The sequence below is a fragment of the Pseudoalteromonas sp. NEC-BIFX-2020_002 genome (assembly GCF_013002825.1).
Lineage (GTDB): Bacteria > Pseudomonadota > Gammaproteobacteria > Enterobacterales > Alteromonadaceae > Pseudoalteromonas > Pseudoalteromonas neustonica.
The window spans coordinates 224,257-242,925 of the sequence record NZ_JABEPJ010000004.1; the positions used below are offsets into that span (position 1 = coordinate 224,257).

Here is an 18,669-nt window from a genome sequence, read left to right on the forward strand (position 1 = left end):
TAAACGCCAAAGCAAGCGGCTTAAACAAGGCGCTTGCTTTGGGGTCTTTGGGTACAAATGCTTACTTGGAAGCAACCGTAATTTTTTCTATTAAATCTTTTGATTTATAATCATCATTTATTGCAAAGTCTAACCGTACGAGCAAATCTTTAAAGCCTGAATCCGACGGCTTATATTCCCATTGTTTTAGCGCTTTTTTAGCTTCCTTATTGAATACACCGTCAGGGCTAGCACTGACAACCGATACATTAAGTGTTTTTCCCGTTGGGCTAATATCGTATTTTAATACCACTGAGCCACTTATACTTTGTTCGACGGCTTGAGTGGGGTATTTTGGTTCAATGCGGATAATTGGCGTGATTTTATCCACTTGTTTCATCCCATCAGGTTGTTTTGCAATAGCAAAGCTACTTAGCATTCCCGCAGCAAAAATGAGTAGCGCGCCTTTGGCAATCATTGAGCTACTACCAGTGTGTTTGATTTGATTGAGTCGTTGTAACATCGTATTTTTATCTCCATAGTGTGAATATGCCATTAAGCTGGTGCGGGTATTTGCAGCACAGTTTACTAGCGCTTTGCTGTATAAAATCCGTTGTTGGGTGGTTTTATTTTTGAGTACCTTTTCATCGCATGAAAGCTCTTGTAAACGCCTAAAGCTGATGTAGCCAAGCCATGCTAATGGGTTAAACCAAAACACCAAGGTGGTTGTTAATAGCAGCATGTTGAATAAATTGTCGGCGCGTTTTATATGTACTTTTTCATGTTCTATGATCAGTACTAATGACGCACTATCGACTTTTTGCATATAATCGATTGGCATCACTAATTGAGTACGAAATAGGCCAATCACCATGGGGGTACTGACGACCTCACTTTGTAGTAACTGTATATTAGGGTTGCTGATGGTCAGTTGTTCATCATTAAGCTTGGTTAGTCTTAATTGCTTGATAAAGCGCTGATGCGTCACAATCGTAGCAATAAGCAATAACCCAAGCACTACGTTATACAATAGTGCCCAGCTAATACTGAAATGAGTGTTCAGTGCTTGATTTGGGGTGATCAGCATCGTGCTTATAATCGAGCTTTGTAATGGCTTTAAATGCGCGGGTAAATTAACGAGCAGCAGTGCAACGGGTAGTAATAACCATAACTTATACACAAAATTTGCACTGAGCCACTTAAGCGAATAGCGCTCTAAAATGAGTAAACTGAATATGATTACACTGATTAATAATTGCTGTTCAATAAGCCAGTTAAAGGTAATTTCTAACATAGTAATCCCTTACTTTTGCTGTTTTTCCCACTCATCAATCACTTTTTTTAGCTCATTGATGTCTTGTTGAGAAAGTTGCTCGGATTTAGCAAAGCCGCTTACCAAAGGTGCAATACGGCCACTAAAAAAGCGTTCGATAAAGTTTTGGCTTTCTTTTAGTGTGTATTCAGCACGCTCCATACAAGGCGTGTAAATGTATTGGCGACCGTCTTTTTCAAAGCTCAGAGCGCCTTTTTTTACTAAGCGTCCGAGTAAAGTTTTAATGGTTTTTTCGTGCCATTGTTTTTCGTCATTTAAGCGTTCGATAATTTGGCTTGCTGTGGCAGGGTAGTTAACCCACAGGGCATCAAGCACTTCAAATTCTGCTTTAGATAACTCAATCATTAATATATTGCCTACAAGTGTAATCTTTAATAACAGATTACACCTGTAATCATAATTTGCAACTAGTTTATGAAAAATAAATTAATTTTTTAAAATGTTAGATTTGTCTATTTTAAGGTGGGTGTTTTCAGTTAAGTTGAGAGTCGCTAAATTAAGGTCGGCAATTTGCTCACGGTATAAATCAACAACTTTATAGCCACAATAATGCGCCATTTTACGTATTTGTCGGTTAAGGCCTTGTTTTAAAATAATGCTAAATTGGTGCTCAGCTATTTTTTCAACTGTGCAAGGCAAGGTGATGTGCTTATCAACAGGCACCCCTTTTGCCATTGTTTGGCAAAATTTATCATCAAGTGGTTTATCAACAGTCACTAAATAACGCTTTGGCTGGTGGAAGTCAGGATGGATCAGTTGATTACAAAACTCGCCATCGTTAGTGAGTATTAGGAGGCCTCGGGAATCTTTATCAAGTCTGCCAATGGGGTAAACACGCGTACCACTAGGTAAATGGTGAATGAGGCTACTTGCATCATTTGGATTGAGTTTACAATCAATGCCAACGGGTTTGTTATAAGCAAAATAGGTTAACGCAGCACGCCCTTGAATTCGTTTGCCATCGATACGTATATTGTCGTTATCATCAACATGGTCAATATGGTTTGCTGGGCGGTTATTAACACTTACTATACCTTCGTCAATTAAGCGAGAGGCTTGTTTGCGAGAGCAAACACCCGCATGAGCGATATATTTAGCAAGGCGAGTTTGTTCAGTCATTAATTAATTCATTTGGTTTTAAGTTGATCAAAGTATATCAAACCTGCGTACAGATAATTTAACCTAATACTAAAAAGGTCAGATCATGGCTATTAAATTATCAGAACTTAAAGATCATCAACCGTTACAAAAAGTCATTGTTCATTCATTGGAAATGGCGTTATACCAAGTATCAGTAATGATTAATAACGTTGAATATTATGTCACTGACGAAAAAGGTGAATTTATTCGAGGGCTGAGTCCATTGCATATTCAAAAGCGCCTTGATCATTTGAGCTACGCACAAATGGTGTTACGCCATACCAGTGCATACGATGAAATGTGTGGTCAAAGCGAAAAAACAGCGAGCAATATGTTAGAAGTTCCTTATGGTAAAAATCACTTGTATTAATTTTATTTTTTAGAGCGTTAACGGATTATTCGGATTTTATCTTTTTTCCATTTGAGTAGCACATGACTACGAAACCACACTGGCTGCAATTTGTTATATGCTTTTTCTTTGATATCTAAAAAGCCTTTAGGCGTAACTTCAGCGAAAGGGGTTAATTCATTGGAGTTGTCAAAAAAATATGCTCTGTGGCAAAGTTTTGTCATAGCATACAACTGCTTCAGACTTCGCTCATAGCGGCTCAATATTTTTTCTGGTGGTACTGGATGTCCTCCTGATACCACACGCTCATCAACGCGATCTAAATTAATTTCAGGGTCGTTTATACATACATAATAGAGGTAACTCTTAAACCCTAACATATTTGCTTGAGAGATATAGTCGAGATGGCTGTGGTGGCTCATGACAGATTCGTAGCTGTGAGAAATCTTTTTATCGAGCCAGCTTTGTCGTAAGTTTTTTGATATTAATTGTGCTTGCTGTGACCTTTTAATTGGGTCATCAATTAAAAGTGATTTTTCAATTTCATCGGGATTTGTGTATTGACCCAGAGGTACATCGTATTTTTGCCGCAACTCATCCGTGAGAGTTGTTTTCCCTGAACCATTAGGGCCTGCAATTAGTCTCAGCCTTGACATAAATCATCAACTAAAGATGGGAAGTTATGGATTGCTGTAAGGGATTTAACTCTCGTTTCCTGACCATCGGGGGAAACTTTAACTATGTATCCATTTTTAGCGATTGTAATCGTTGCTCTATTCATTTTAGCCCTTAACTTTGCGCGCACTGTTGCTGATTTAGCCGTCGTGCTGAGGGTTTTTAAATCTATAAGAGGATCTTTTCGTGGTGCTTGCGATATACGCTTTATTGAATTGCTCACATCAGTCATATAAGCTCCTGAGTTAATAATTTCAAAAATGATAGCTTGAATTATATACGCTATTTTTCTATTTGGCTGCTAAAGGATGGAATAAGTACGTTTTTTTGTTCAAAAGTGAGACCTAAAAACGGTGTTGCCTCTGGTGCCAACATAAAAGTACGAATGTTCATATGGTCGTTGTTATCAGGATCTTTCAGAACGTCATCACGGTAAAATGCGCCAAAGCAATCTAAGGTGTTTTGTTTCGTTAGCTGATTGAGTTTGGCAAAAGCAAAAATTTTACATGAACCATTGTTTTCAGTTGCAGTGCTTTTCAGCCCATGATTATTAAATGCGCTAGGTGTAAATGTGTAATTTGCTTCGATCACGGCCATTGTATCTGCAAAAGCGATATTCTGTGGTTCGTCCGCTAGGCGACTTAAAAAGTCATTGAGTGTCATAGTTATCCTTAATTATTTAGCTAGCTCTAGCTGATTAGTTTGTTGGTTTATATTAAATTTAAACAATTGTAAAAAGTTCATACCAAGCAATCCATAGTCACTATGACTATCAATTACTAATACTTCAAAGTTCTCAATATATTGTTTGCCAATTAAAATGGAATCTACCTGATAGCGCTGCGCAATTGCTTGGCCGTTGGCAGTATTAACTCTTATGCTATCAATATAGTCTGGTATTGGTCGTAATGCTTGAAATACTGTATTGGGTATCACCGTATAGCTCGCGCCGGTGTCTATCATTAGCTCGGTATTGAATGAGCTATTGATTTGCATGTTTAATAAATAGTGCGCGCCGTATGATTTGAGTGAGATTAAATCTACACCACTTTGTGCATGTGTTATCTGCATTTGTAGTTCATCAACTTGTTTTTGTAGCGGGTGTTCCACTGCAAAGCGCTCTAAAGTTGATTGTGAGCTGGTTATATCATCGAGTTGATAATACGCATTTGCCAATGCGAGTAAGTAATGAGGATTGTCGTTATCATAATCAAGCCACACAGAAGTTTGAGAAACTATTTTTTGCCAAGCATGTTGTTTGCTCAACGTATTTATTTGTGCGAAGGTCAATTGCTGTAAGCGTTGTAAAATAAAAGCTTGCTCACTCTCATTTGCGAATGAATTTAAAGAAAAAAACGCGACAATCGCTTGATGAATTTGCTGATTTTTAACTAAGTGCTCAGCATTAAGACGTAGCATTTTTATATCATAAGGGTACTTGTTTAAAAACGCTTGTAAAAAAGTATCTGCAACGGTGAGCTCATTATTTTTAAGCCAATTATCGAGCGTATCGAGCCAGTGAAAATAAAGGCGCTCAGCGTGTAAAGGGTGTGTGTTTTTTAGTTTTTGGTAGCTTGTAACCGCCTGAGAAAAACGCTGTTGCTGAAAATCAGCTGTGGCTTGTTCATATAGCGGATTGGTTTTGCTTTTATCATTTATCAAGGTGTTTTCGTGTGTTATTAACGTCGGCTTTGATGCTAATTGCACCTGCTCTTTTGGCCATAAAAAATAGCCATTTAAAGCGACTGAGGCCAATAATAACAGTGTGATGACTTTGACGTATAGCGTGCTTTGCATCCTGTTTTTATTGCCCTGATGCAGAATTAAGTAATTGCTTGAGAGCAAACACATTCGCAATTTCTATGTCAGGTAACCCCTTGTAAGCATAATTAATATGCTGATCGTTTAACCACACAGATTGGCAACCTGCATTATGAGCGCCGTGTACGTCAGAATCTAAGCTATCACCAATATGTAAAATTTGCTGTGGAGCGACATTTAAATACGCGCAAGCTTGCTCAAACATGGTTGGGTGTGGTTTGGCTTTTCCATGCATGCCAGCTTGTAATACGAGTTCAAACACTCCCTTTAAGTTAAACTGTTCAACATCAGCATTGCCATTTGTAATAGCAATTAAGCGATATTGCTTAGCTAGTTGAGAGAGTAATTCGAGTACCTGATCACTGACGACAATATTGCTGCGTGCGTCAGTAAATGCTGTGTAGGCATTGTTTACATGATATTCGAGTTCAGCATCGTGATAACCAATTTTACTTAACCCTAGCATAAGCGTGTGTTTACGCCATAGGGTTACATTATCAATTAAAGCGGGGTTTGATTGAGCTGCTTGGTCACGGCATTGTTGCCAATAATGTCTACCCTGTGCTTGCCACTGAGTGAGTGAGTTTAAATAGTCAAACTGCGCCTGTACTGCGGCTTTAATGATGGGGCGATTGTTATACAAGGTATCGTCTAAATCAAAACTAAGCACGGAAAAAGGGGAAATAGCACGATTAAAGCGGATCATAAAAGCTCCTTATTCTGGGTCTGTGCGCTTTTTGGCGCGAGGGTGCGTGTTATCGTACACTTTTGCTAAATGCTGAAAATCTAAATGAGTGTAAACTTGTGTTGCGGATAAGCTGCTATGCCCTAATAACTCTTGCACAGCGCGTAAGTCACCAGAAGATTCTAAAATATGAGATGCAAAAGAGTGGCGTAATTTATGCGGGTGGACTTGGCTACTTATGCCTTGCTTTATTCCCCATTCTTGCATGCGTGACCTAACGTGACGTGCTGATATTCGGCATTTTTTACTGCTAACAAATACCGCAATTTCGTCAGGATGAGCAAATTGAGGGCGTATTTTTAGCCATTTATTTAATGATTCTAATGCTTTACCGCCTACGGGTAATAAGCGTTCTTTACTGCCTTTACCCCGTACTAAAATTTCTTTGGCGCTGCGGTTTATATCTTGTAGGTTAGCACCAACTAACTCACTTATACGTAGGCCAGAAGAATACATTAATTCCATTATCGCTTGATCACGAATCGCAAGAGGGTCGTCATCTTGAATATCAAGTAACCGTGCCATTTGGTCTACATCAAGATTTTTAGGTAATGGCTTGGCAAATTTAGGGCCTTTAATTGCCTCTGCAGGGTTATGATAATGTGTTTGTTGGGCGATATTTTTAGCTTTTAAAAATTTATATAAACTACGAATGCAGCTGAGCTTTAAACTAATTGTACGCCCGCTCAGTTGCTTGCTTCTGAGCTGCATACTGTAGCGGCGAATATGTTCACCTTGTACGCTTGACCAATCATCGCATAGCTTACTGAAATACAACGCAGCAAAGTTCAGTTGCGTGGTGTATTGGGTGATCGTGTGTGGAGAGTATTGCCTTTCAAAACGCAGATAATCACTAAATGATTGAATAGGTGTGCGCCACTGGTCGCTTAATTGCTCATGCAATTCATCAACACTTGGCGGCTGCGGCTCGATCATGCCAGCTCAAGTTCCAGTAATCTCAATTGTAATGAGCGTACAAATTCAAGCACAAACAGGCTGTCTTTGGCGGGTTCAAAGTGGTTTGCATCATCACTGCCAAATGCCAAAATAGCCACTGGGTGTTTACTATTGCCAATTAAGTAAAGCGCAGTTGATTGTGTTTGTGGGCGGAACAGTAAATCGCGTTCTTGCTGGCTTACACGGCCAAGGTACGTACCATCGTTCATTAAGCGATGTGTAATTAAATCATCAAACTTAGTGTCATACTTAAGTAAATGGCATTCACTAATAGCCGCATTGGTACAAATAATATTACGTAAGTTTACTGCTAGCGTTTTAAAGTCATAATTAGTCCACAGTTGGCGGTGGCACTCACTAAATAAACTATAAATTTGCTCGTTTTCTTTTGCGTGTTCAATAAGTTCATCAATTTTGTGTTTTAACATTGCATTATGTTCACGCAATTGACGCTGCTGAATATGCACTAAAGAGGTGGCGCCTTGAGCATGCTGTTGCAATTCAAGTTGCGTTAACAGTGCTGGGTTTTGCAGTAAAAAATCAGGGTTTTCTAGCAAAAACTCACTAACTTGTTCATTTGTTAGTTTACTGGGAATGTTACTCATAAGGCAACTTGACCATCAAATACATGCTCCGCAGGGCCTGTCATACGCACTGGGTGACCTTCACCTTGCCAGCGAATTTGTAAACTTCCGCCTGGTAAGTCAACTTGCACTGTGGTGGCTAGCTTATTTTGAATTTGGCCAATGACCATCGCAGCACATGCGCCTGTACCACAGGCTAGTGTTTCGTTTACGCCGCGCTCCCACACTCTTAATTTAATGTGCTCTTCGTTTATTACTTGCATAAAACCTACATTTACGCGCTGCGGAAAGCGCTCGTGATTCTCAAGCAATGGTCCTAACGTGCTGACATCGGCTGTTACTATGTCGTCAACTTCTAATACGCAGTGAGGGTTGCCCATTGAGACCGCACCGCTAAAAACAGTGTGTTCTTGTGCACGAATAATATATGTCAGTTCACGTTTAGTGGCTTTAAGCGGGATTTTGCTTGGCTCAAAATTAGGGTGCCCCATATTAACGGTCACTTGGCCGTCTTTTTCGATATACAGGGTGAGGTTACCTGATTTTGTAGACACAGTAATTTTGTGTTTGTTGGTCAGGCCTTTCATCCGCACAAAGCGGGCGAAACAGCGGGCACCATTGCCACATTGCTCGACTTCATTGCCATCAGCATTAAAAATACGATAGTGAAAATCAAGATCGGGAGAATAGGGCGCTTCAACCATTAACAATTGGTCAAAGCCAATGCCGAAATGGCGATCGGCCAGTTTTTTTATTTGATCTCGTGACAAGAAAACGTTTTGTGTAATGTTATCAATTACAACAAAATCGTTGCCTAGGCCGTGCATTTTGGAAAAATTAACTAACATAGCGCTCTAATTCGGATTTGCTCTGCGCTAATCATGCCACAGAGCAGCCGTGTTACAAAAAGTTTATGGTAAAATTTTCTCGCCCTGCCATAAGCTTTCGACAGTTTCACGAGCGCGTATCAAATGGCTTTGTTCGCCATCAACCATAATTTCAGCTACGCGCGGGCGCGAGTTGTAATTTGAGCTCATTGTGAAACCATAAGCACCGGCACTACGTTGGGCAAGTAAATCCCCTTGTTGTAGTGCAAGCATGCGGTCTTTACCTAAAAAGTCACCTGTTTCACACACCGGCCCAACAATATCAAAGTTGTGTGTGGGGGTATCGTCATTGCGTGGCGTTACCGGCACAATATTTTGCCATGCTTGATATAACGCAGGGCGCAGCATATCGTTCATGCCCGCATCAACTATTGCAAAGAACTTATCTTGGTTTTGCTTAATAAACTCAACTTTTGTTACTAAAATCCCAGCATTGGCGGCAATGGCACGGCCGGGCTCAAAAATCAGCTCTAGGTGTTGGTAGTCAGTTAAACGGTCAGTGATATGAGCCACATATTCACTTGGATGTGGTGGTGTTTCACCATTGTATGGCACGCCTAAACCACCGCCAATATCTAAATGGCTTAGCTCAATACCATTGGCTTTTAAGTCATTAATAAGGGCGAGTACTTTATCTAACGCTTCTAAAAATGGTTTTATTTCGGTGAGCTGCGAGCCAATATGGCAATCAACACCGGTGATTTTCAAACCAGGTAATGAAGCGGCATATTGATAAACACTCACTGCAGTGAGAATATCAATACCGAATTTATTTTCTTTTAAGCCAGTTGAAATATAGGGATGAGTTTTTGCATCAATATCAGGATTAACACGAATCGAAATTGGCGCAACCAAATTAAGCTCATTGGCTACTTCAGATATACGGTCAAGTTCAGATACAGATTCAACATTAAAGCATTTAATTCCAAGCTTTAGCGCATAAGCAATTTCGTCAGCTGTTTTTGCAACACCGGAAAAAACTACTTTACTGGCGTTACCACCCGCTTCAATAACACGGGCAAGCTCACCTTTAGAGACAATATCAAAACCAGAACCTAAGCGAGCCAACACATTTAATACTGCAATATTTGAATTAGCTTTAACGGCATAGCACACTAAATTTTTATGGTTTTTAGCCGCTTGTGCAAACGCAAGGTAGTGACGTTCAAATGTTTTGCGTGAGTAAATATAACAAGGTGTACCATATTGTGCTGCTATGTCACTGACAGCGATGTCTTCGCCATGCAGCTGATTATTTTTATAGTCAAAAAAGTCCATTTGTTAGTCCTGTTTCGATTCGGTTGTTGGCGTGTCTTGGTTTGCTACTGATTCAGTTACTTGTTCTGTTTGATTTGGCTGCGTATTTTCTTCAGGCAAATACAGTGGTCCGCTTTGTCCGCAACCAGCTAAAGCGATAAGTAGTACACCAAGAGGGGAAAGTCGTTTTAATTTTTTAAGATGCATCTCTTTCATTAGATTAATCGTGTTGCTGGCTTTATAATCGCAGATTAACAGAATATCTAAAAAATGCAGCTATTCGCGGATGATTTTATTCCTGTTACACTAACCGTAAGCAAATTTATCCTACTGCCGTAAAGGAAATAATAATGACTGATCATGAATACCACCAATTAGCCGAAGCACTTATGTTCACAATTGAAGAGCAAGTGGATGACTGTGAAGCCGATCTTGATTATGAATCTGCACAAGGTATTTTGGAGATTATTTTTGCCGATCGCAGTAAAATTGTAATTAATAAGCAAGCACCATTACATCAAGTATGGGTTGCAACAAAATTTAATGGTCACCACTTTGAATTACGTGGCGATAAATGGATAGATAACCGCTCTGGTGCTGAATTTTGGCAGTTTATGAATGAAGCAACAACTCGTCAAGCCGGCCAACCTGTACAATGGCAGTCTGAATTATGAGTTTAGAGTTTGTTGAATATCCAGCTAAAGCAAAGCATCAAGCAACGATTATTTGGTTACATGGCCTAGGCGATTCTGGTGATGGTTTTTTACCGGTCGCACCTCAACTTTCACTTCCTGATGATTTAGGCGTACGCTTTGTATTTCCACATGCGCCGGTGCAACCCGTCACTATTAATGGTGGCATGGAAATGCGCTCGTGGTATGACATTAAATCAATGGATCTTGATAAACGTGCGGATGAAACTGGGGTACGGGAATCTGCCGCCAAAGTTGAAGCGTTGATCAGCCATGAGATTGAAAAAGGTATTCCAGCAGATAAAATAATATTGGCTGGTTTTTCTCAGGGCGGTGTTGTTTCACTGCATTTAGCTCCACGTTTAGAGCAAAAGCTTGCAGGAGTAATGGCACTTTCAACGTATATGTGCGTGCCAGAGAAATTAACCGCAGAAGCAAAACATACAGACTTAACTGTATTTATGGCTCATGGAAGCCAAGATCAGGTTGTGCCTTATGGCGCGGGTCGTCATGCGTTTGACATATTATCAGCGCATAACATGGATGTAAGTTGGCAAGAATACCCAATGGGCCATCAGGTTTGTGGGGAAGAACTAGCGGCTATTCGCCAATGGTTAATTGCTCGCTTAAGTTAATAGTGTTGAGTAACCGAGGCTAAAATGAAACAAAAAATAGTAATTACAGCAAATATGAGGCGTGCAGAACCAAGTGCACCGTCAGTAACCTATCAATGGCATTGGAAACGCATTGCCACTGTGACTTTACTGGGTTTATTTGCATTAGTTGTTTTTACTTATAGCCTATTGGGCTCGGTTAATGCTGAGCAAAATGATCTGCCTAATGTGTCAAATGACGTACCGATATTAGTTTCTACGAAGGGTGCTGATGAAGATCTCCCTTTCGTTACGCCTATAATTGAACAAAGTGATGATGTGCAGGTTGAGCCTGCGCTAATTACAAATAACTCGATGGCTGAGATTGAACATGCCATCGATTTACAGAGCGCTAATAACGATGAGTCAGAACTAAGTGAAACAACAGCACTGAATATTGAAGCTGACATTACGACAGTATCAGATGAGACTGATTCAACAGTCGCTCAGCCAAAAAGTTTTGCCAGTACCGCCCATGTTGCAAGTGTTGCGTTGGGTGCAAAAATAGATACAGACAAAGTAAGCCGAGCAGTATTGACGCGTGATGTAGTGGGGCGCGAGCCTGTTAATGTCTTAAAAGCGGATATTCGAATTGGTGAATTTGTTGATACTATAGCTTTTTTTAGTGAGCTTAAAAATTTACAAGGGCAAAAAGTGACCCATGTTTGGCGTTATGAAAACGAAATAATGGCCAGTATTGAACTTGATGTCACATCACCGCGTTATCGTACTTATTCAAAGAAGCATATTTTATCAGAGCAACTTGGCCACTGGCGTGTTGACGTGATTGATCAGCAAGGTCACTTATTAGCACAAAAAGAATTTCGTATATTAGCCAGATAAACGCTGCAGCGCAGGGCTAAGTAAAGAACATAAATTGGATACTTTTTATTATGACAAACACAAATAAACTCGTTCGTATAGCAACCCGAAAAAGCGCCTTAGCACTTTGGCAGGCAGAATTTGTAAAAGCGCAACTTGAGCATTTTCATAAAGACATTACTGTTGAGCTCGTGCCGATGTCGACTCAAGGGGATATTATTTTAGATACACCTCTGGCTAAAATTGGTGGAAAAGGGTTATTTGTTAAAGAGCTTGAACAAGCTATATTAGATGGCCGTGCTGATATTGCCGTGCATTCAATGAAAGATGTGCCTGTAGATTTTCCAGAAGGTTTAGCGCTGCACACGATTTGTGAGCGTGAAGACCCGCGCGATGCGTTTGTGTCCAATACATACGCTGATATTGCGCAGTTACCACAAGGTGCAATTGTGGGTACTTCAAGCTTGCGTCGTCAGTGTCAAATTCGTGCGTTGCGCCCGGATCTAGAGATTCGTGATCTACGCGGTAATGTAAATACCCGTTTAGCAAAGCTTGATGACGGCCAATACGATGCGATAATTTTAGCTGCGGCTGGCTTGATTCGTCTTGACATGCATGAGCGTATTAAAGCGTTTATTGAGCCTGAAGTATCGCTACCGGCCAATGGACAAGGGGCTGTTGGTATTGAGTGTCGTATTGATGACGAGGCTACCAAAGCATTGCTTGCACCACTTGAGCACAGTGAAACGCGTATTCGCGTGAATGCTGAGCGTGCTATGAATCGTCGTTTAGAAGGAGGTTGTCAAGTTCCTATTGGTGCCTATGCTTTAGTTGATGGCGAACAGGTTCATCTTCGTGGCTTAGTGGGTGCTATCGATGGCAGTGAAATACTACGCGCTGAAATTAGCGGTAACACGATTGATGCAGAAGCGTTGGGCGTGCAATTAGCTGAGCAACTACTAGCATTAGGTGCAGATAAAATTTTAGCTGACGTATACCGAGACGCATAAATGTCACATATCCTGATAACTCGCCCAGAGGGAAAAGGCGCTGACCTTGCAGAAAAGCTGCTGCAAGGGGGTTATCAGGCGACCTTATTTCCAGTTTTAACACTTGATTACTTCACACTACAAAGCGCTCAATTAACCCCTTTGTTGAACGCAGATAAAATTATTTTTATCTCCCAAGATGCGGTCAAAGCTTTATTAGCACTTAAACCAGATATAAACACCAAAGCGCAGTTTTACGCTGTAGGTGAAAAAACCGCAGAGGCCATTTGGCAAGGGTTTGGTGTGCGTGCCGCGGTGCCTAAGCAGCATGATTCGGAAGGTTTACTTGCATTACAGTCGCTGCAACAGATTGACGGGCAAAATATTGTGCTTGTTAAGGGGAAAGATGGTCGTCCTACAATAGCTAAAATATTAAAGCAGCGCAGTGCTTTTTTAAATAACTTAGTGATTTATCAGCGAGCCCCAATCGAAGGGGAACCAAGCAACTGGCTAGACCACTGGCAAAGCCTTAATGTTAAAGGTATAGTCATTACTAGTAATGCGGCGGTTGATGCTATTTTTAATCAACTTCCTTTAAAACAACTAGAATGGTTAAGACAGTGCCAGTTTTATGTTGCTAGCAGTCGTATTTGTGAACACCTCAAGCTACAACATGTAAATTCGGAAAATATTCACATTGCTGCAGGTGCGAGCGATAGCGCTATGTTTACCTGCATCAGTCAAGGTAATACTATGAGCGAACATGCAAAGCCAACAACACCGGCAGCTGAAGTAAAAACAGCATCATCAACTAATCAAACAGCAAAGTCAGCGGCAACTTCTCCAGCTGCTAAAAAAGAACCCATGATGAACCAAAATAATAAACAAAAAATAAGTAAAACAGGCAGCTTGGCGTTGCTTATCTCGCTAATCGTTGCATCGGGTGTGGGTTATCAATTTTATCAAAAATTTAATACAGAGCAGCAAGCCAATCAATTAGTTACTCAGCTATCTGCTGACAATCAATTATTGAGTAAAGAATTGCAAGCAGTGAAAGCAGCGCAGCAAACACTGCAACAAGCGTTATTTAATAGTGAGCAAAAAGTAGCTGCTAGTTTGGCTGAGAATGCGGGTAATACAGCTAAGCAACTAGAGAGTGCATTGCAACGTGCTCAGCAACAAGCATACAGCCTTAATCCGCACGAAGTCACAAGTTTACAACGCATGGCCGAGTTTAAGTTATGGGCTGAGAAAGATTATAAAGGTGCAGCCGCAGTGCTGGCGCGATTAGATGCTTTGCTAGCAGAGCATCCAGGAACCGGTGCTATTCGCCAAGCAATTCATAGTGATATGCAAGCGCTTAGTATCGTAAAACCGATCCCTGCTGAAGCGATTTATTTACAACTTCACGGTGTGTTAGAACAAATAGATAAGTTAGATTTTAATGCGGTGGCGTTACCACAAGTAGCAATTACGACGAAGCAAGATGCTTTGAGTGAAGATGTCAGTGACTGGCAACAAAACGTAGCTAAAACATGGGAACAGCTGCAAGATAATTTTATTAAAATTCGTCAACGTGAAGATATTGCAATTGAGCCTTTATTAACAGAGCAAGAGCGTCATTTAATTAAGCAGCGTTTAAGTCTGTATTTATCTCAAGCGCAAGATGCACTTTTAACTAAACAAGCAAGTATATATTTTACCGCTTTAAACCAAGCTCATGTATTAGTGAGTGATTACTTTAAGCAAGATGATCCACATACACAAAGTGTACTTAAAACATTGGCAGGCTTAAATAAAGAGTCACTAAACTTTAACCCTGAAATCACTTTGAAAAGTACTGAGCAGGTCAAGGAGTGGGCACAATGATACGCATTATTTTGGTTATTTTAGCCATTGCAATTTTGCTTGCTGTATCACCCTTGTTAATCGGTGAAGTTGGCTATGTACTTATCTCGTTTAATCACACTACATTAGAGGGCTCAATTGTTGCTTTTTGTGCGGCATTTTTAGTTATTGCACTTGGACTGTATGTTACTTATAAACTCATTCGCTATGTTTGGTCTTTATACAGTAATACTCGTCATCGCTTTTTTGCTCGCAGTGAAGAGCGCAAGCAAGCAGCCATTGAACAAGGTATTTGGAGTTTAATTAACAGCGATAGTGAGCAGTTAGAGCTTGCGCTGGAAAACAATAGTGTGGCGGATAATTGGCATGATGTACGCTATGCTTTATTAGCCAAAGCCGCTTTGCAAAAAAGTGAGATAAATAAAGCAATTACCTTACTTGAGAAAATTTCAGCAGAAAATCAATTAAAAGCAGCTAAACTTTGGTTAGCCACAGGCGATTGCAGTACGGTGACTGGTGATTTAAAAGCATTAGCAGAAGCTAAAAAAGCAACTGCATTAGAGCTGAAAATGTACGCGGAAGTGTTAGTTCAACAACAAAAGTGGACGGCTCTTGAGCAATTTATGCCACGTTTATTAAGTAAACAAGCATTAACCGATACACAGTGGTCGTCATTATTCACAGCTTATTTTATGGCACAGCCGCACTCGCAGTTAATTGATAAATATCAACAGCTCTCAAAAAGCTTGAAAGTAAAAGCGCATATGGCTTATTTATCTGTGATGGCAAAAGTAGGGCGTTTAAATGAAATTGAGCTAACTTTATTAAAAATGCTTAAAAAATCAGAGCAACATAATGATCTTGCCAAAGTATTAAACGTTTCTGCACCGGGAGATGCGCTGAAATTACAGGCGAGCTTACAAGATACGCTGAAAAAAGAACCAGATAACCAAGACTTATTACTATCGCTAGCGTGTTTAGCGAATGCACATGGCGAATACGAGCTTGCTGCACGTGTATTTGATAAGGCGTTAAACCCTGAAAACAGTAAAGATTACTTAGCACAAGCTCAGCTTAGTTATAGTAAAAGTGCACAGCCACAAAAAGCGCTGGATCTTTACCTATAATCTAAATAGGCTTATATCGGCATAGGAGCGCCAGAGCATATGAAGAATATATTTACTCTGACTGTTAGCCTTGCTTTTGCTTATTTTACGACTGGTTTTTTTAGTAATTTATTATTGGCTGTTGATGGATATGCTGTTGCTTCATGGCCGCCATCGGGTATCGCTTTAGCTGGTTTTTTATTATGTGGGCGCCGAGCTTTAGCGGGGATTTTGCTCGGTGCACTGCTTACTAATCTTGCTCACCTTGATCGTGTTGTTGATATATTACATTGGCAAGTATTCCTTCAGGCTTTAATAGTTTCTTTAGCTGCAACTTTTCAGGCGTGGTTTGGTAGCTACCTCATTGTAAATGTAATTAAAGCCCCTTTAGATTTATCATCTTTAAAACGCAGCGTTCATAGCTTAATTGTTGCAGGCCCTATTTGTTGTGTTATTGCAGCGTCAATAGGCACTACACTGTTAGTTTATAATCAGGTTATTCCTGCCCATGTCGCCGTTGATAATTTTATAGCATGGTGGATTGGCGACAGTATAGGGGTGTTGATTTTTACACCGCTAATATTGGCAGCGTTCAATTATTCACAAATGCGCCATCGACTACAGGTTATTCTCCCTTCGTTATTTATCTATATGGTGATTAGCCTGAGTTTTTACGCTGCGGCTAGTGTCAAAAAAGAAAAAAACATTCAAAAACAAAGTGCTAAGATTGCTGCTGTGCAATCTGAAATCAATCATAAAATATCTGAAATAACAGGGCATTTGACTCTTCTCGCTACCTTTTTTGCCAGTAGTGATGAGGTTAATTACCAAGAGTTTAAGCGCTTCACTTCAAAGCAGTTGGATTATAGCCATGAAATTTTAGCATTTGAATGGGTACCGCGTGTTACTAAAGCCGAGCTAACCCAATACCAACAGGGTATTCAGCTTGAAGGGGTTGATGATTTTTATATTAAAGAAAAGTCATCAGGACAAAGCTGGCAGCCTGTCTCAATTCGAGATGAGTACTACCCTGTGCAATATGCCCATCCAATAGTAGGAAATGAGGTTGTACTTGGGTTTGATTTGGCTTCCAATGAGCAGCGATATGATGCGTTAATGATGTCAAAAGCATTGAATGAATTGGTAATAAGTGAACCTATAGGGTTAGTCCAAAGTAATGCTGATGGTAATGGTGTATTGTTTTTCTTCCCTGTGTTTGGAGATTTAGATACTCAGGGTGATTTTAAAGGGTTTGTTGTTGGGGTGGTGAGTTTATCGCGCTTATCTCAATCGTTATGGTTTAATCATGACAGTAAAATAAGCGCCCATTTTTACGATGTAACAGATGAGAATGATCAGCAATTAATTTATCAAACTCAAAGTGCGAATGTTGAATTGCTAAACGAGTATCAACTTTTACTTGGAAAGCGTATTTGGCAAGTGCAGCTATTTGAGCCTAAATCAAAAACATCATGGGTCATGTATTGGCTTGCACAAATAGTGGGTATGTTATTTGTTTGGTTGTTAATTACCTTCTTGATATCAGTAACGGGTACTAATATTCAGGTGAGGGAGCAAGTTGCTCAGCAAACACGGATTTTACGTCAAGAAAAACAAAAAGCAGATGAAGCGAGTCAAATCAAAAGCCAATTTTTAGCGAACATGAGTCATGAAGTACGCACACCAATAAACGGTATTAAAGGTTTGCATTATTTAGCGTTGCAACAGCAAGATTGGCAACAAGGTCGCCGTTACATAGAACAAGCTGATGGTGCACTTAGCGTGCTTTTGAGGGTGCTGAATGATGTGCTCGACTATTCAAAAATGGAAGCCGATAAGCTTGATTTAGCACAAGAACCCATAAAGGTTAATCACCTTATTGATGAGGTTATGAACTTAGTGCAATTTGAGGCGGATATTAAAGCACTCAATTTGCAGTTGGAGTTAGATCGTGGCGCACAATTACAGATAGATACCGATCCAATTCGGCTAAAGGAAGTGTTATTAAACTTACTAAATAATGCCATTAAGTTTACCGCAACAGGGACTATTACATTAAAAATATGGCAAAGTGAGAGCGTTACTTATTTTAGTGTGAATGACACAGGCATAGGTATTAACGACAATGCTCAACAGCAATTATTCCAACCGTTTGCACAAGCTGACAGTTCTACTTCACGCCAGTATGGTGGTACAGGCTTAGGCTTAAGTATTTGTAGGAAGCTGGTTGAGTTGATGGGAGGAGCAATAGGCCTGGAAAGTAAACAAGGGCTGGGCTCTACATTTACTTTTACTTTGCCACGCATTTCACCGCTAGCAAAAACAGAGCAGTTAGAAACACGCTTCAACGATATAGATACAAGCAGCTTATCGTTTGTTGATTTTAAAATATTATTAGTAGAAGACAACCCCCTAAACCAACATGTTGCAACTGCAATATTAAAAACAAAAGGGTGCGTTGCGGATATTGCTAATGATGGTTTTGAGGCGATTGAAAAAGTGTCACAGACACCTTATGACTTAGTTCTTATGGATATTCAAATGCCTAATATGGATGGTTTACAAGCGACTAAGGTTATTCGTAATGAGCTATTTATGAGCGAGCTGCCTATTATTGGCTTATCAGCAAATGCGCATGATGAGGATGCGAAAAAAGCATTAGCAACAGGTATGGACGATTACTTAACTAAACCAATTGATGCTGATAAATTATTTAAAACGATGTGGCATTATTTACAATAAGTGTATAAAGCGTTTTTGGCATTTATTTTAAATGTTTTCATCTTTGTCATGCAGACAAATGACCTCAATAAAGAAAACAAAATCATCTAA

21 protein-coding genes are annotated in these 18,669 nt (G+C 40.0%); 8 read left to right on the plus strand and 13 right to left on the minus strand.

From position 1 onward, the window contains the following. Positions 1-61: 61 nt before the first annotated feature. From HJP15_RS06950 to HJP15_RS06960, 3 genes are all read right to left on the minus strand, one after another. The gene (locus HJP15_RS06950; protein ID WP_170173330.1) at positions 62-1,273 is read right to left on the minus strand and encodes a M56 family metallopeptidase; all 1,212 of its coding nucleotides are present in this window, start codon (positions 1,271-1,273) and stop codon (positions 62-64) included. 9 nt (positions 1,274-1,282) lie between these two features. Then, positions 1,283-1,657 (minus strand): BlaI/MecI/CopY family transcriptional regulator, encoded by a 375-nt coding sequence (locus tag HJP15_RS06955; protein WP_170173331.1) that lies wholly within the window; start codon positions 1,655-1,657, stop codon positions 1,283-1,285. An 81-nt stretch (positions 1,658-1,738) separates the two neighbouring features. Then, complete coding sequence (locus HJP15_RS06960; protein ID WP_054205246.1) at positions 1,739-2,431, minus strand: pseudouridine synthase; 693 nt, start codon at positions 2,429-2,431, stop codon at positions 1,739-1,741. A gap of 85 nt (positions 2,432-2,516) precedes the next feature. Between HJP15_RS06960 and HJP15_RS06965 the strand changes: the two genes are divergently transcribed. Next, a complete protein-coding gene (locus HJP15_RS06965) occupies positions 2,517-2,822 on the plus strand; it encodes a DUF6482 family protein (RefSeq protein ID WP_054205245.1) in 306 nt (101 codons plus the stop codon). 17 nt (positions 2,823-2,839) lie between these two features. On the opposite strand, the gene HJP15_RS06970 is transcribed toward HJP15_RS06965, so the two are convergent. The 10 genes from HJP15_RS06970 to lptM all read right to left on the minus strand — a co-directional run bounded on the left by HJP15_RS06970 (position 2,840) and on the right by lptM (position 9,943). Continuing rightward, on the minus strand, positions 2,840-3,457 hold the full coding sequence (locus HJP15_RS06970) for an ATPase (protein WP_170173332.1): 618 nt from the start codon (positions 3,455-3,457) through the stop codon (positions 2,840-2,842). Then, the gene (locus HJP15_RS06975) at positions 3,445-3,708 is read right to left on the minus strand and encodes a hypothetical protein (protein ID WP_170173333.1); all 264 of its coding nucleotides are present in this window, start codon (positions 3,706-3,708) and stop codon (positions 3,445-3,447) included. The genes HJP15_RS06970 and HJP15_RS06975 overlap by 13 nt, the downstream gene beginning before the upstream one ends. Before the next feature lie 50 nt (positions 3,709-3,758). Beyond that, complete coding sequence (locus tag HJP15_RS06980) at positions 3,759-4,139, minus strand: HopJ type III effector protein (protein ID WP_170173334.1); 381 nt, start codon at positions 4,137-4,139, stop codon at positions 3,759-3,761. 12 nt (positions 4,140-4,151) lie between these two features. Then, positions 4,152-5,273: a retroviral-like aspartic protease family protein gene (locus HJP15_RS06985; protein ID WP_170173335.1), complete on the minus strand. Its 1,122-nt coding sequence runs from the start codon at positions 5,271-5,273 to the stop codon at positions 4,152-4,154. A gap of 7 nt (positions 5,274-5,280) precedes the next feature. Beyond that, positions 5,281-6,003, minus strand: coding sequence for an HAD-IA family hydrolase (locus HJP15_RS06990; protein ID WP_170173336.1), 723 nt, complete (start codon positions 6,001-6,003; stop codon positions 5,281-5,283). Positions 6,004-6,012: 9 nt separating this feature from the next. Next, positions 6,013-6,978 carry a tyrosine recombinase XerC gene (locus HJP15_RS06995; protein ID WP_054205241.1) on the minus strand — a complete coding sequence of 322 codons (966 nt, stop codon included), beginning with the start codon at positions 6,976-6,978 and terminating at the stop codon, positions 6,013-6,015. Next, positions 6,975-7,604 (minus strand): DUF484 family protein, encoded by a 630-nt coding sequence (locus HJP15_RS07000; RefSeq protein ID WP_054205240.1) that lies wholly within the window; start codon positions 7,602-7,604, stop codon positions 6,975-6,977. The genes HJP15_RS06995 and HJP15_RS07000 overlap by 4 nt, the downstream gene beginning before the upstream one ends. Next, positions 7,601-8,431: a diaminopimelate epimerase gene (gene dapF, locus HJP15_RS07005; protein WP_054205239.1), complete on the minus strand. Its 831-nt coding sequence runs from the start codon at positions 8,429-8,431 to the stop codon at positions 7,601-7,603. The genes HJP15_RS07000 and dapF overlap by 4 nt, the downstream gene beginning before the upstream one ends. A 63-nt stretch (positions 8,432-8,494) precedes the next feature. Continuing rightward, positions 8,495-9,748, minus strand: a complete 1,254-nt coding sequence (gene lysA / locus HJP15_RS07010; RefSeq protein WP_170173337.1) for a diaminopimelate decarboxylase — start codon at positions 9,746-9,748, stop codon at positions 8,495-8,497. Positions 9,749-9,751: 3 nt separating this feature from the next. Continuing rightward, on the minus strand, positions 9,752-9,943 hold the full coding sequence (gene lptM, locus HJP15_RS07015) for an LPS translocon maturation chaperone LptM (RefSeq protein ID WP_054454424.1): 192 nt from the start codon (positions 9,941-9,943) through the stop codon (positions 9,752-9,754). A gap of 134 nt (positions 9,944-10,077) precedes the next feature. Between lptM and cyaY the strand changes: the two genes are divergently transcribed. From cyaY to HJP15_RS07050, 7 genes are read left to right on the plus strand one after another with little or no spacing between them, the layout of a single operon-like run. Next, the gene (gene cyaY, locus HJP15_RS07020) at positions 10,078-10,401 is read left to right on the plus strand and encodes an iron donor protein CyaY (RefSeq protein ID WP_054205236.1); all 324 of its coding nucleotides are present in this window, start codon (positions 10,078-10,080) and stop codon (positions 10,399-10,401) included. Then, entirely contained in the window at positions 10,398-11,054 is a 657-nt protein-coding gene (locus tag HJP15_RS07025; RefSeq protein ID WP_054454422.1) for an alpha/beta hydrolase, read from the plus strand. The genes cyaY and HJP15_RS07025 overlap by 4 nt, the downstream gene beginning before the upstream one ends. 24 nt (positions 11,055-11,078) lie before the next feature. Then, positions 11,079-11,915: a DUF2914 domain-containing protein gene (locus tag HJP15_RS07030; protein ID WP_054205234.1), complete on the plus strand. Its 837-nt coding sequence runs from the start codon at positions 11,079-11,081 to the stop codon at positions 11,913-11,915. A gap of 50 nt (positions 11,916-11,965) precedes the next feature. Then, entirely contained in the window at positions 11,966-12,904 is a 939-nt protein-coding gene (gene hemC, locus HJP15_RS07035; protein ID WP_170173338.1) for a hydroxymethylbilane synthase, read from the plus strand. Continuing rightward, positions 12,905-14,752, plus strand: a complete 1,848-nt coding sequence (locus HJP15_RS07040; protein WP_170173339.1) for a uroporphyrinogen-III synthase — start codon at positions 12,905-12,907, stop codon at positions 14,750-14,752. It begins immediately after the preceding gene. Continuing rightward, entirely contained in the window at positions 14,749-15,858 is a 1,110-nt protein-coding gene (locus HJP15_RS07045) for a heme biosynthesis HemY N-terminal domain-containing protein (RefSeq protein ID WP_054205231.1), read from the plus strand. The genes HJP15_RS07040 and HJP15_RS07045 overlap by 4 nt, the downstream gene beginning before the upstream one ends. A gap of 39 nt (positions 15,859-15,897) precedes the next feature. Continuing rightward, complete coding sequence (locus HJP15_RS07050; protein WP_170173340.1) at positions 15,898-18,579, plus strand: CHASE domain-containing protein; 2,682 nt, start codon at positions 15,898-15,900, stop codon at positions 18,577-18,579. Positions 18,580-18,669: the final 90 nt, after the last annotated feature.